Genomic DNA, 14,661 nt, shown 5'->3' on the forward strand with positions numbered 1-14,661 from the left:
AGTTAGCAAATTAAGGTGCCCACTACCGTATCTGTTGTATTACTCAACACATCTTCGGCATGGCCAATCAGCACTTCCTTCACACCATTGTCTATTGCACCGAAAGCATTGGCCAGCTTAGGCAAAATGCCGTCCGACAATACTTTCTGCTCCATCAGTTGCTGATAAATTTCTTTGTTAATCAGATTGATTACTGCATTATCATCATTCGGATCACTCAATACGCCTTTCTTCTCAAAGCAATAAATCAGTCTGACATTATATTTCTTCGACAATGCAATAGCCAATGATGAGGCGATGGTATCTGCATTGGTGTTCAGGATCTGTCCTTTCCCATCATGTGTCAACGGCGCAAAAACGGGTGTCACACCGCCTTCTAGCAAGGAAATCAACGGCGCGGTATTTAAATCGGCCGTGTTGATATCACCTACAAATCCGTAATCGATCTCCTTCACCGGGCGCTTGGTAGCAGGGATAATATTGGCATCGGCCCCTGTTAAACCAATAGCGTTACAATGGCGGGATTGCAGTTGCGCTACTAATTGTTTATTAACGAGACCACCGTACACCATCGTAACTACGTCAATCGTATCTGCGTCGGTGATGCGGCGTCCGTCTACATATTTCGATTCAATTCCCAGCTTGTCCCCTATTCTGGTGGCCACTTTTCCGCCACCATGAATGAGTATCTTTTTAGCGGAAATTGCTGCAAACTTTCCGAGGAAAGATTGCAGCAATGCCGGGTTATCGATTACGTTTCCGCCTACTTTAATGATAAACAGGTCGATCATAATCCTTTTAATATTTCACTCAATACCGCCTGCGCAGCCCATACACGGTTGCCTGCTTCTTCAATCACGATGGAGTTCGGTCCATCCAGCACTTCGTCTGCAATCACCACATTTCTTCTCACTGGCAGACAGTGCATTACCTTAGCGTTATTGGTATGTTTGAGTTTTTCATTTGTAACCATCCAGTTGCTGTCTGTGCAGGTGATTTTTCCGTAGTCTTTATAGGAAGACCAGTTCTTCACGTAAACAAAATCAGCATCTTTCAGCGCTTCGTCTTGGTTGTACTCAATGCGAGCGCCATTGGTGAATTTCTCGTCCAGTTCATAACCTTCCGGATGTGTGATAACGAAGTCGGCCTCTCCCCATGCATTGATCCATTGCGCAAATGAGTTGGGAACTGCTTGTGGGAGTGCTTTTACATGCGGCGCCCAGGTCATTACCACTTTCGGTTTGCGGGTTTCCTGCCATCTTTCCTTAATGGTGATCACATCGGTCAGACTCTGCAGGGGATGCAGGGTAGCGCTTTCCAGGCTTACCACTGGCACACCAGCATACTTGATGAACTGATTGATATATTTCTCTGTATAGTCTTCTTCTTTGTTTTTCAATCCAGGGAAAGTACGGATAGCGAGAATATCGAAATATTGTCCCATTACCGCAGCGGCTTCTTTCACGTGTTCGGAAGTATTCCCGTTCATGATAACGCCGTCATTCATTTCGAGCTGCCACCCTTCTTTATCAATATTGAAAACGATAGGTTCCATTCCCAACTGCTTCGCGGCTACCTGTGTACTCAGACGCGTACGCAAGCTAGGGTTCAGGAATATCATTCCCAATGTTTTATCCTTTCCTAATTCTCTATCCTTGAAGGGATTCTTTTTGTACTCCAGTGCAACCTCCACCAAACGCGGGACACTGGGAACATCGGCTGTTGAAATAAACTGTTTCATTATTATTTCACTTCTTTTCTGAATGCTTCTAAAAATTGATCTGCATGTGCTTTGGTCAGTGCCAGAGAAGGCAGCAGGCGAATTACATTTGGTTTGGCCTCACCGGTGAAAATCTTATGATTACCCAGCAGGTTTTTCCTTACGTGCGCCAGTTCTTCCGGCAGTTCAATACCAATCATCAGACCACGACCTCTTACTTCCAGTACTTGTTGGAATTTTTTCAGTTCCGCGATCAAGTATTCTCCAATGCTGGCTGCGTTTTGCAACAGGCTTTCGGATTCGATCACTTCCAATACTGCCAGTGCTGCGGCACATGCCAAATGGTTACCACCGAAAGTAGTACCCAGCATACCGTAACTAGGGGCAATTTTTGGAGAGATGATAATACCGCCGATCGGGAAACCGTTCCCCATGCCTTTAGCCATGGTATAGATATCAGCGTTTACGCCGGCATAGTCATGTGAAAAGAATTTACCGCTTCTGCCATATCCACATTGTACGGAGTCCGCGATGAATACTGCATTATGGGCATCACAAAGAGAACGGATCTTTTGCAGGAATGCTTCGCTAGCTACACGGATACCACCAACACCCTGGATACCTTCAATGATAACTGAAGATACTTCATGGTCTTTAAATGCTTGTTCCAGTGCAGCCGTGTCTTCCCAAGGCAGAAAAACAACATTTGCTGTTTCATTCACAGGCGCAACAATCTTTGGATTGTCAGTCGCTGCTACAGCAAGCGATGTACGGCCATGGAAGGATTTCTTGAAAGCGATTACTTTCTTTTTACCGTTATGGAAAGACGCCAGCTTAAGTGCATTCTCATTGGCCTCTGCGCCTGAGTTGCAGAGAAAAAGTTGATAATCTTCCTTACCTGAAATTTTCCCCAACAATGCTGCGAGTTGCTCTTGCAGCGGCATTTTGATGGAATTGGAATAGAAGCCTATTTTATGCAACTGGTCTGTCAGGCGCTTTACGTAATGCGGGTGTGTATGCCCGATGGATATTACTGCGTGACCACCGTACATGTCCAGGTATTCAGTTCCCTGATCATCCCAGACATTGGAGCCCAGTGCTTTATCGATTACTATATTGTTTACGGGATAAACGTCGAAAAGTTTCATTTGTGAATTCAGATTGACAATGAAAAAAAGGTTTAGAAAACGATGGACTTCAATTTGAGTCCTGCCGTTTCATCCAATCCGCACATCAGGTTCATATTCTGTACAGCCTGACCGGAAGCGCCTTTCAGCAGATTATCCTCGATGGAATGAATCACCAATTTCTCTCCTACTTTCTCTAACTGTATCAGCACTTTATTGGTATTTACCACCTGTTTGAGATCGATCTGTTTTGTGCTCACATGCGTGAATGGATGACCAGCATAAAAATCCTGGTATAACTGCACAGCGGCTTCCAATGACAGATCACTCTGTTGATAGGAAGTCACCCAGATGCCTCTAGGAAAATCGCCTCTTACCGGTACAAAGTTTACATCTGCTGTATATCCAGGCTGCAACAGTTGCAGGCTTCGTCGGATTTCTTTCAGATGTTGATGCGTGAGTACCTTGTAAGTGGAGATATTATTTGATCTCCAAGTAAAATGCGAAGTGGCTTGCAGGCTCTGACCTGCGCCAGTAGAACCGGTGATACCAGTAGTATGTACTTCTTTCAGGAGGCCCGCTTTCGCTAAAGGCAGCAGTCCTAACTGAATAGCGGTAGCGAAGCAACCAGGGTTCGCAATATTCCTGGCGGTTTTGATGGCTTCCCTGTTCATTTCAGGGAGGCCATATACGAATTCTCTGCCCTTAACGCTTTCGCCTAAACGAAAATCTTGACTGAGATCGATTATTTTGATGTGGTCAGCAATATCATTTGCTTCCACAAATTTTTTGGATTCACCATGACCGAGGCAGAGGAACATCACATCGATGTCGTTGCTCAGTTCACCGGTAAAGGTAAGTTCTGTTTCACCCAGCAGATCAGCATGTACAGCATAGAGGGGATTTCCTGCATTGCTGCGACTGTGTACAAATGCAATGGTTACATCCGGGTGATTCAGCAAAAGCCGGATCATTTCTCCACCAGTGTATCCTGCGCCACCAATGATGCCTGCTTTTATTTTTTTGCTGTTGCTCATCACTTATTTATTGGAATTTTTAACTTGATGCCAGATCATTGTCTGGTTACCAAAAATTTTGCTGAAGCCTCTTACATCATCACCAGACCAGCCACTGTTCATTTCACCATATTTACCAAACTTGCTGCTCATCAGGTCATAAGGACTCTGGATACCAGTCACCTGGAAGCGGTAAGGCATCAGTGTTACGAATACTTCGCCGCTTACATTTTCTTGCGTATGCTGGAGGAATGCTTCGATATCGCGCATTACAGGGTCCATGATCTGACCTTCATGCATCCAGTTACCGTAGAATTGTGCCAGTTGATCTTTCCAGCTCAACTGCCATTTAGTGAGTACATGTTTTTCCAGCGCATGGTGTGCTTTGATGATCACCATTGGAGCGGCTGCTTCAAATCCTACGCGACCTTTAATACCGATGATAGTGTCTCCCACGTGGATATCACGACCAATAGCATAAGGACCTGCGAGTGTTTGGAGATATTGAATTGCTTCAGAAGGATGAGCGAATTTTTTATCGTTGATACCTACCAGTTCTCCTTTTTCGAAAACCAGTTTCACTTGTTCTTCGCCGTTTTTGGTCAACTGAGTAGGCCATGCAGCTTCTGGCAGCATACCGTTGGAAGTCAGCGTTTCTTTACCTCCTACGGAAGTTCCCCAGATACCTTTATTGATAGAGTACATCGCTTTCTCGAAGTTCACTGCTACACCTTTAGATTGCAGGTAAGTGATTTCTTCTTCACGACTCAGTTTCATATCACGGATCGGGGTGATGATTTCCACACCTGGGATCATAATGTGGAATACCATGTCAAAACGAACCTGGTCATTACCAGCACCGGTAGAACCGTGTGCAACAGCGTCTGCACCTACTTCTTTCACATATTCTGCAATCGCGAGTGCTTGACTCATACGTTCAGCGGAAACACTCAGTGGGTAGGTATTATTCTTCAGTACATTACCGAAGATCAAATATTTGATCACGCCGTCGTAGTAGCTGCGGATAGCGTTTACAGTCTTGTGGCTCTTAACACCCAGGCTAATCGCACGTTGTTCAATTTCTTTCAGTTCCTCATCAGAGAAACCGCCTGTGTTAACAATCACTGAATGCACTTCATAACCTTTTTCTTCGGTCAGATATTTAACGCAATAGGAGGTATCAAGTCCACCGCTAAATCCCAGTACTACTTTTTTCATTATAACAACGTTTTATACAGATAACAATATTTTACTTTCATTCATTCAGAGGAAAAACAGGAATTTCTTTTTAGAACCTGCAGCGCCTCCTTCTTTTTTGCTATTCAGCAATACAAATCTTTTGAATCGCAGCCAGCGTTCATACAATTTGATATTTCCCTTGAAACGACGCCGACGTCTTTCATGGTGGATCTGTCCGTTGGCAGCAACAGACATCTTCATTTTTTCTATCTCTGCTTCTGCCGCTTCTGCTTCGGCTTTAGCCGCCATCGCTTTTTCCTCTGCCTCTTTCAATTTCTCTGTCGGATCGTACAGCATAGCAGTACAAAGACAGTTCTTACGGTTTTTGGAGGTAAGAATATCGAAATTTACGCAACTACGACAGCCTTTCCAGAATTCTTCATCATCTGTTAACTCAGAGTAAGTAACAGGCTCATAACCCAATTCGGAGTTGATCTTCATAACGGCTAAGCCGGTTGTCAGTCCGAAGATCTTTGCATCAGGATATTTCTTGCGGGAAAGTTCGAAGATTTTCTTTTTGATAGACTTTGCTACTCCATGGCCACGGAAAGCGGGATTCACGATAAGTCCTGAGTTGGCAACAAATTTATCATGGCCCCAGGCTTCAATATAACAGAAGCCCACCCAATCGCCCTTGTCCGTCAAAGCAATCACCGCTTTGCCTTCTTGCATCTTCAGTTCCACATAAGCCGGGGAACGCTTCGCAATTCCGGTTCCACGCGCTTTTGCAGACGATTCCATCTCATCTGTGATGGTCTTTGAATAGTGAATATCGTCAGGAGTGGCTACCCTAACGATGATATGTTGATTTTCCAACTTTTAAAATTGAAATCGTGAATCAATAAACTACATTGAAAACTTCCATTACGGAAAAAGTGACACCTTATGATTGGGAATCATGGTGCGACAGCGGCCCTGTATGTCAAGCGCGCTATCAAATCCTAGGTCGTCGGGAAAGGTATCTAAAGACATTGAACCCAACAGAATATACCCCTTTATTTAAAGCGGGATGATATGCAGAAATGTTGGTATGAGTTGCGGTTTTTTCCAACTTCAGTTCAGCGTTAAATTGTGATAAATATTGTCTTTAGTTTAGATTATCCTCAAAGTTATAACATTATATTTTTAAATAGTCCAAATTTTTTTCCGCTTATTGATTTTTTTTCATTGCGTTAACAGAAAATGCCCGTACCACCAACATCTTGGGCGGCACGGGCATTATAGATATAATTAATTTTTACTATTTAGTGATGATTCCCAGCTCAGCAATACTTGCTTTCTGATCACCTTCCGTTGCCGGAGTAACCGCTACCAGCTTGATATACCGGGCCATAGTGGCGGAAAAGGCCACATTCTGTGGAACCGGGTTATTCTTGATATTGGCGAAACTGCCTGCTGCAGCCTTTGTCCACTCCTTGCCATCCATACTAGTATAAAACTCATACCCGTAGATCACGCCAGCAGCATGCTCTTTTGTCACAGGAGTGTAAGTGAACCCTTTCAGTAATAACACCTCTGTAAGATCTACTGCCAACTCATGAGGATACGCAGCCCCAGTAGACACCCAAGCAGTACCGATATTGCCATCAATAGCTTTGGCGGCACTTTCTGCTCCATCAGTAGCCAATGGTACCCAAGTAGCCGGAGCTACATCATATTTAGCCTCTATAACAGCACTACGCATTATCTTTCCGCTCTCTTCACTTAAAGAGACCGCATTGATGACGCCACCTTTAGGCATGGGTATCATCTGTCCTGCTACATAATGCTGTGAGTTGATATCTGGTATACTACCGTCTAGCGTATACAATATATGCTGATCGGGGCTGGCATTTACAATGGTCACCTCTCCCAGGCGGTTCCGGTGTAATATCGGCTGTGCCAATACTACTGGCGCCTTGAATAATCCGATCTCGCTGATAACCGGACAAGCCTTAGCATCCAAGATGTGAATTCTTACTGCTTTGGTAGTAGTGTTCGGGAATTGAAGGATACGCTTGTGTCCGATAGTACTTTCATTTGCGATCTCCTTGAATGTACCATTCTCCATTACTTCTACCGTAAAGCCTTTCACACGCTGTCCTAATGCAATATATTCCTGTAATACCACTCTATTGAAGGTAACAGGCTGTTTGAAGGAAAGGGTAATAGTGGCATTCGTAACGTTGTCTGGAGTGGCCCAGTAGGTCTTGCTATTACCATCATTGAGGCGACTAACTTTCACAGCGGCGTTATTACTCCTGGTACTAGAAGCCGTTACGGTAGCCGTTTTCGCGAGGTTATTCTTGAAAGTAGCATCCAGTACCCTGCGCATTTCCATCAGGCGAGTAGAGTCATTGCGATGGATCACCCCATCTCTATCTACAGGCACATTCAGGATCAGGTTACCATTACGACCTACAGATCCATAATAGATCGTCAGCAGATCTTGTAATGATTTTACTTTATCGTCTGTATCCGGACTGTAGAACCATCCTGGACGAATACTTACGTCGCATTCAGCAGGCACCCAAGCTTCACCGTCTTCTACACCTTCATTGAGGGATTTCTGTGCAGGCGCAGCTTTACCAGGACCATACCCTTTAATATTCAAGGTACTCCAGTTGGTTTTACCAGCGATACCGTTTTCATTACCTACCCAACGACAGCCAGGTCCTACATCACTGAAGATAACAGCGTTTGGTTGTAATTTATGAACAGTATTATTGAAGAGTGGGAAGTCGTATTGCTGCGGTTTGGTGCCATCATTGGCGCCATCGAACCATTGTTCAAACACAGGGCCGTAGTTGGAGAGTACTTCGGAGAGCGTGTTTACAAAAGTTTGATTGTATTTAGGGGTGCCATAATCCGGATGATTTCTATCCCAGGGAGACAAGTAGACGCCGAATTTCAGTCCGTACTCTTTACAGGCAGCAGAAAGTTCTTTAAGAATATCCCCTTTGTACATACTTTCTCTCACGGTGTGAGTACTGTATTTACTAGGCCAGAGGCAGAAACCGTCGTGGTGTTTGGCAGTAAGTACAATTCCTTTCATGCCGGCTAGTTTCGCAGTACGAGCCCATTGACGGGCATCTACATGTGTAGGGTTAAAGACTTTCGGATCTTCATCACCATGTCCCCATTCCTTATTGGTAAAGGTATTAGGGCCGAAGTGGATGAACATGTAATACTCCATGTCATTCCATTCCAATTGTGCTTTGGAAGGTAATGCGCCATAAGGTTTAATTTCCTGGGCGATGGCCATGTTGCAGGCCAGCAGGCCCGCCAGTAATGGTGTTATTTTCATGTAGCACTGTTGATTACGTTGCCAGCGAAGATAAAACAGATATGTTAGCAGCAGCGATTTCTAATTCACTTTTCCTGATCCAATATTAGCAGGAAAAGCAGGCCGCGCTGCTGAAAACCATTAGTGCTATGGGAAAAATCACCGTTTATCACAAAAATGTAAGAAAAGTAGTGATCGACTCCCAATTGATAAATCTTATTTTATAAATTTAGCCTCTTCTGAACGTATTTACTATACGCTATTTAAAACTGAACAATGATGAAACAACCACTGCATCGCAGAAGTTTTCTGAAAAACACCGCAGCGGCAGGAATAGGCCTGTCTATGCTCGGTTCATCTGCCAAACTGTTTGCCAATGAAAAGAAACCCAAAGTTAGAATTGGTTTAATTGGTGTTGGTGCTCGCGGTTTGAGCCACCTGAGCTTGTGCCTCCACAGAGATGATGTAGATGTAATTGCTTTTGCTGACCCGGATACTGCTTACACTGTACCTAAGGCAAGAGATATGATCACCAAAATCTACGGCGCAAAACGTAAAGTAGCAGAATATACTAACGGCCCCGATGATTTTCGTAATATGCTAAAACGCGATGATATTGACGCGGTGGTGATTGCTACTCCTTGGGAATGGCACTCCATCATGGCAATCGCTGCGATGAAAGCCGGTAAAATACCTGCAGTGGAAGTATGTGGTGCTTCTGATATCCAGGAGTGCTGGGAACTGGTTAATACCAGCGAAAACACCGGCATTCCAGTATTCGGAATGGAAAACGTATGTTACCGCCGCGATGTGATGGCAGTACTGCAAATGGTTCGTCAAGGTCTCTTTGGTGAGCTGACACACCTGCAAGGCGGCTATCAACACGATCTCCGTGGTGTTAAATTCAACAACGGTAAACAATACTATGGCGGTGGAGTAGAATTCGGCGACAACGCCCTCTCCGAAGCTAAATGGAGAACTAATCACTCCGTACACCGCAATGGCGACCTGTATCCTTCACATGGTCTGGGTCCTATCTGCAACGCTATCAATATCAACCGCGGTAATCGCCTGCTGTCTTTGACTTCCGTGGCTACAAAATCTCGTGGTCTGCACAAGTATATTGTAGACAATAGCAGTGAAAGTCATCCAAACGCAAAGGTAGAGTTCAAACTCGGCGACATCGTGTCTACCTTAATCAAAACCAACAACGGCGAAACCATCATGCTGTCTCACGACACGAACAGCCCTCGTCCTTACTCACTGAACTTCCGTGTGCAGGGTACTAACGGTCTGTGGATGGATGATCAGAAACAAATTTATATCGAGAAAGTAAGTAAGCAGAACGACGTATGGGAAAGCACCGGTAAATTCGATGATCCCGCGTCTTACTACGGTAAATACGACCATCCGCTGTGGAAACGTTACGCAAACGACGCTGCTGGCGCTGGCCACGGTGGTATGGATTGGTTCGTAATGAACTCTTTCGTGGAAAGTATTAAACGCGGTGCGCCATTCGCACTCGACGTATATGATATGGCTACTTGGTATGCTATCACTCCGCTCACAGAACAATCTGTAGCAGAAGGTGGCAGCGTACAATACATTCCTGACTTCACCCGCGGCCGCTGGATGAACAGGAAAGCTATCTTCGCGCTGGACGACCAGTATTAATCTATAATCGAACTAAACTATGCTAAAACGGCGAACCAGGTGGTTCGCCGTTGTAGTTTTATACGAATATTGATGATACTTGTATCAAAGTAATAATGATCGTTTCATTATCAATAACATTAAAAATCCACACGCATCTCATAGCAATTCCGACCAAAAAATGTAGTTAATTTCGACCAAAATGTTTGTTATGAAAGATGAGTCTATGTCTTCTCAAACAATTGAAATTGCTGCTATATTCAACCATGGCATACAGGTTTTTGAAACCATAGAAAAATTTAACCACTGGGCATCTAAGCCGAATATGGCACTCGAAGGGAAACGACCAATTGATGTAATAAATACGTCCACAGACTTAAAGAAAGTGAATGCTTTACTCACCCGGATAGAAGAAGGTGTGTACACATGATGCCGGCATACTTATTCGTTAGTCCACTCCTATTTTGATTTTAGTAATTTCACTTCTGTGAATAGGGACCATTTTGTATCCAAACATGCGCAAAACTTGAATTACTTTCTCTAATTGTAAATCTGTTTTTCCCTGTTCTATCTTTCGTATAACCGTAAGTGCTACCCCAGCACGATCAGCAAAGTCTATCTGATTTAACCCTGTCTCCTTGCGCTTTTGTTTTACTAGTTCTGCCAAATATTTCATAAAAAAGCAGGTTTTCCGTAAAAATACTTAAAACCTGCTTTTTTAAAATTATATGCAAATAGATATAATTTTAAACTTCGTTCAATAATTATATCTATTTACATATAATCTACTTCTTCTTCCCTTCCAACACCTCCACTCTTGCTTTCAACTGCTCATTATCTTTCTTCATCTCAATCATATACAGCGTCATTTCCTCAATTTTTTGCAGCAGTTTTTTATTCATATCTCCCACATCAATACCATTTTCCACTACTTCTTTTTCTGTTGGAATATTGGGGAGATGCTTGTGCTCACGAACGTATGCTTCCACCTCTGCCAGGGATGGCAGTTGATAATTATCCTGGAACACAAAATCAGACCAGTTGCCTTGTTTTACTTTTATCTTGGTAGCACCTAAAGTACCATTTACCAGGAGCTTGTAACCAGCCACAGGGTCCATTCCCATCCCAACTTCACCTTCACCATTCACGATTTGGTAATATTTTACATAGCCCTGTCCCTGTGGATTAGTGGTAAAGAAGTATAAGTTAGGGCCAGCGGCACCTATGCCATAGGAATTAGTTTCACCAGCAAACTCCATCGCGTTGCTTTCAGTTAATTTGATTGCTTTCATCCAATAATTCATACTCCATATAGGGCCGCCTGAAATACTCAGGCTTGCTGGTGCCGGAGACTCGGTATACTTTCCAATCGAAACAGATTGTGGAAAATAAATAGGCGTCGTCTTGTTAAACGGTTGCACATCAGAAACGGTATTACCATACGCTATCGCCAATGTTTCATTTTTGGCATATCCTGTAAAAGAAATATCGGATAAGGTAGAACTGTTAGCCAGTTCAACTGCTATATATCGTTTACCTGCGTGAGTCAGTAGTACCAGTGAAGCAAATTCATTATAACATAATATTGTCCCCTGATTTCCATTGTAGGCCGATGCTGTATTAACTTCAAGAGTAACCTTCCTATTAAATGCACCAGGATTTCCTCTTATAGCTGATATTTTTCCCATTACATGATGATCTTCCAATAATACATTCGTGTATGCTTCATGCAGAAGAATATAATCCGGCCCTTCGGAATCCCGCGTCCATCCAGGAATCGGCTTATTCACATAATAATCCCGTCCATTACTGGTTACATCTATGGGATTAGGAATGTTTTGAATGGTTTGTGCACTCGCGGAAACAGTTGCTATAACAAGGATTAACAACAATAAATTTACAAATCTCATAGGTATTTTTTAATACAGAATACTAGCCAAATATAAATAAATCAATCCAACAGCATTGAAATATATTCCTCTTGAAAACAAAAAAACCGCCTTAAAAGGCGGTTCCTGTCAGCTTGCAATTAAACTATAAAACTGTTACACCATTTTCAATGGTGGTAACATAAATTTCTGGTTCTTTGTGATACTTCGAAGAATAACGGGAACGTACAAACGCAGTATATTCTTCTACTTTATCCGCTGCAACGAGGTTGATGGTACAACCACCAAATCCGCCACCCATCACGCGTGCACCCGCTACTTCCTCTCTTTCGCTGGCCAGGGATACCAGGAAATCTAGTTCCGGACAACTTACTTCGTATAATTTGGAAAGTCCTTCGTGGGTTTCGTACATCAGCTTGCCGAATTCATTCAGCTTTCCTTGCTGCAATAAGCCAGTGGCTTCCTGCACCCGACGAATCTCATCAATCACATATACACAACGATCATATACTTTGCCTGGCAGTTCTGCTTTTACTTCATCCAGCATTGCCATAGTGGCATCTCGGAGGGATTTCACTTCCGGATGCAGGCGCTGAATTGCTTTCACACCAGTTTCACACTGCTGACGGCGTACATTATATTCAGAAGATGCCAAGGAATGATGTACCATGGAATTACACAGTACTACCTTATAACCTGGGAATTCGAATGGAAAATATTCGTAAGAGAGACTCCGGCAATCCAGCCTGATTACCTGATCTTTTTTACCGTGTAGGTTCGCAAACTGGTCCATGATACCACATTTCACACCTGGAAAGGTATGCTCGGCCTTCTGACCTATCAACGCCATGTCCATGCGGGAAAGGTTATAGCCGAATAATTTATCCAGCGCTGCTACCAGTCCTCCTTCCACTGCCGCAGAAGAGGAAAGACCTGCGCCCACAGGAATATCTCCTGCCAGTACGCAATCAAAGCCTTCTACTTTCAGCCCCCTTTCCTGGAGCTGAGCGACCACTCCCATGATATAATTAATCCATCCTGGCGTAGGTACTACCGCATTTAAGGAGAAAGAAACCGTTTCTTTGGTAAAGACCGCATGTACATTACACTGGTTGGTACCATTCGGAGCAACAGCATAAACAATCTTCTTATCAATGGCTGCGGGTAATACAAACCCGTCGTTATAATCTGTATGCTCACCTATCAGATTGATTCTTCCCGGGGAAACTACAATTATTGGCTCTTTCTGAAACAGTTCGATGAATTGCTCTTTTGTTTTTTGTATCATTCCAGCAAGTAAATTAAACGTAAAATTTACGCCTAAAATAAGTGAATAAAAAACAAGGAACAAAGAAATTTGAAGTAAATTATTTCTTCAAATCGCTTTGTTCCTTATCAAGTATCTATTTCAGGGAGTGAGGATGGTTATTTTTTACCCACCTTATACCCTATTACAGCATAAAATAATATGTACAGGTAACATGGCAGCATGCAATACAGGAAGGCATGTCTGAAATCGATATTGGCGCTGTACAGGAAGCTGAACATACTTTCCTGGTTGAACATACCACTATAAATCTGTGGCAGTACACCTCCACCTACGATACCCATTACCAGTAATGCAGCACCCGTTTTGGTAAAACGACCCAGACCATCAATGGCCATTGGGAAGATAGCAGGCCACATCAAGGCATTCGCCAATCCCAGCAGGGCAATGCAAGTCACGGAAGAAAAGCCTGTTTTAAAATAGGCCAACACAGTAAATACAATACCCAATACAGCAGATATCTGTAACCCTGTTTTACCACTGATCACTTTAGGAATAGTGATAATGCCAACTACATATCCCACCATCATAGCCACCAGGGTGAAAGTGGTAAAATAACGCGTCTGATCTACACCAAAGCCCATAGAGTGGCCATAGGTGCCGATTACGTCTCCTGCCATTACTTCCACACCTACATAAACGAAGATGCAAAGTACCCCGAGCAACAGGTGAGGGAACTGGAACACATTGGTTTTTCCAGTAGTACCCGCAGCCGTTTCCGCGTCTTCTTCATTGGTATCAATTTCAGGTAAGCCGGAACGTTTCAATAAGAACGCCAGGATTACCAACACTACTGCCATTACAGTATAAGGACCAATTACACGGGAAGCCAGACTATCCAGCAGCGCGTTTTTAGCGGTAATGTCGGTGGTAGCAGCAATTTTAGCCTTCAGCTCATCCGCTCCCGCCAATACAATCGTACCCAGGATCAACGGCGCCAAAGCCCCTGCGGTCTTATTACAGATACCCAGAATACTGATTCTTTTTGCAGCACTCTCCTTTGGCCCAATGATACTGGCATAAGGATTGGAAGCTGTCTGCAACAATGCCAGTCCACCGCCCTGAATGAATAATCCAGTCAGGAACATCGCATAACTACGGGCATTAGCAGCAGGTATAAATACAAGAGAACCAATAGCTATGATACCCAGGCCCAATGACATACCATTTTTAAAGCCTGTCTTTTCCAATATCCAGGATGAAGGGAGTGAAAGAAAGAAATACGCCAGGAAGAAAGCGAAAGTTACCAGCAGCGCCTGTGATACATTAAGCTCACAAACAATCTGAAAAAATTGGATCAGTGTACCATTTAACCAGGTCACAAATCCAAAGATGAAGAACAGCATGGACATAATAGCCATTGCCTGCCCATACCCTGCCTTCTTCGCGGGTACTTCCATTGTTACTGTTTGGTTCGACATAAGC

General features: G+C 43.6%; 13 protein-coding genes. 2 read left to right on the top strand and 11 right to left on the bottom strand.

The genetic code is table 11. The features are described 5' to 3' along the window. Positions 1-2 precede the first annotated feature (2 nt). The 7 genes from argB to JO154_RS22660 form a co-directional block, all read right to left on the bottom strand. Entirely contained in the window at positions 3-791 is a 789-nt protein-coding gene (argB, locus tag JO154_RS22630) for an acetylglutamate kinase (protein WP_291950071.1), read from the bottom strand. After that, on the bottom strand, positions 788-1,741 hold the full coding sequence (locus JO154_RS22635) for an N-acetylornithine carbamoyltransferase (protein ID WP_291950074.1): 954 nt from the start codon (positions 1,739-1,741) through the stop codon (positions 788-790). The genes argB and JO154_RS22635 overlap by 4 nt, the downstream gene beginning before the upstream one ends. A gap of 2 nt (positions 1,742-1,743) precedes the next feature. After that, positions 1,744-2,868, bottom strand: a complete 1,125-nt coding sequence (locus JO154_RS22640) for an aminotransferase class III-fold pyridoxal phosphate-dependent enzyme (RefSeq protein ID WP_291950077.1) — start codon at positions 2,866-2,868, stop codon at positions 1,744-1,746. Between the two features lie 32 nt (positions 2,869-2,900). Then, positions 2,901-3,884, bottom strand: coding sequence for an N-acetyl-gamma-glutamyl-phosphate reductase (argC, locus tag JO154_RS22645; protein ID WP_291950080.1), 984 nt, complete (start codon positions 3,882-3,884; stop codon positions 2,901-2,903). Between the two features lie 3 nt (positions 3,885-3,887). After that, positions 3,888-5,081, bottom strand: coding sequence for an argininosuccinate synthase domain-containing protein (locus JO154_RS22650; RefSeq protein WP_291950083.1), 1,194 nt, complete (start codon positions 5,079-5,081; stop codon positions 3,888-3,890). Positions 5,082-5,126: 45 nt separating this feature from the next. Continuing rightward, positions 5,127-5,918: a GNAT family N-acetyltransferase gene (locus tag JO154_RS22655; RefSeq protein WP_291950086.1), complete on the bottom strand. Its 792-nt coding sequence runs from the start codon at positions 5,916-5,918 to the stop codon at positions 5,127-5,129. 424 nt (positions 5,919-6,342) lie between these two features. After that, positions 6,343-8,388: an alpha-L-fucosidase gene (locus JO154_RS22660; protein ID WP_291950088.1), complete on the bottom strand. Its 2,046-nt coding sequence runs from the start codon at positions 8,386-8,388 to the stop codon at positions 6,343-6,345. Between the two features lie 255 nt (positions 8,389-8,643). Here JO154_RS22660 and JO154_RS22665 point away from each other — a divergent pair, with 255 nt between their 5' ends. After that, entirely contained in the window at positions 8,644-10,041 is a 1,398-nt protein-coding gene (locus JO154_RS22665; protein WP_291950091.1) for a Gfo/Idh/MocA family oxidoreductase, read from the top strand. Between the two features lie 190 nt (positions 10,042-10,231). Continuing rightward, complete coding sequence (locus JO154_RS22670; protein WP_291950094.1) at positions 10,232-10,450, top strand: MbcA/ParS/Xre antitoxin family protein; 219 nt, start codon at positions 10,232-10,234, stop codon at positions 10,448-10,450. An 18-nt stretch (positions 10,451-10,468) separates the two neighbouring features. Here the strand turns inward: JO154_RS22670 and JO154_RS22675 are convergent, their stop codons facing one another. The 4 genes from JO154_RS22675 to JO154_RS22690 form a co-directional block, all read right to left on the bottom strand. Next, positions 10,469-10,696 carry a type II toxin-antitoxin system Y4mF family antitoxin gene (locus JO154_RS22675; RefSeq protein WP_291950098.1) on the bottom strand — a complete coding sequence of 76 codons (228 nt, stop codon included), beginning with the start codon at positions 10,694-10,696 and terminating at the stop codon, positions 10,469-10,471. Between the two features lie 109 nt (positions 10,697-10,805). Continuing rightward, complete coding sequence (locus JO154_RS22680; RefSeq protein ID WP_291950101.1) at positions 10,806-11,930, bottom strand: hypothetical protein; 1,125 nt, start codon at positions 11,928-11,930, stop codon at positions 10,806-10,808. Positions 11,931-12,054: 124 nt separating this feature from the next. Beyond that, positions 12,055-13,197: a galactokinase gene (galK, locus tag JO154_RS22685; protein WP_291950104.1), complete on the bottom strand. Its 1,143-nt coding sequence runs from the start codon at positions 13,195-13,197 to the stop codon at positions 12,055-12,057. A 137-nt stretch (positions 13,198-13,334) separates the two neighbouring features. Next, positions 13,335-14,657: a sugar MFS transporter gene (locus tag JO154_RS22690; RefSeq protein ID WP_291950107.1), complete on the bottom strand. Its 1,323-nt coding sequence runs from the start codon at positions 14,655-14,657 to the stop codon at positions 13,335-13,337. Between the last annotated feature and the right edge of the window lie 4 nt (positions 14,658-14,661).

Origin of the sequence: Chitinophaga sp., from assembly GCF_019236475.1 — a bacterium.
Classification (GTDB): domain Bacteria; phylum Bacteroidota; class Bacteroidia; order Chitinophagales; family Chitinophagaceae; genus Chitinophaga.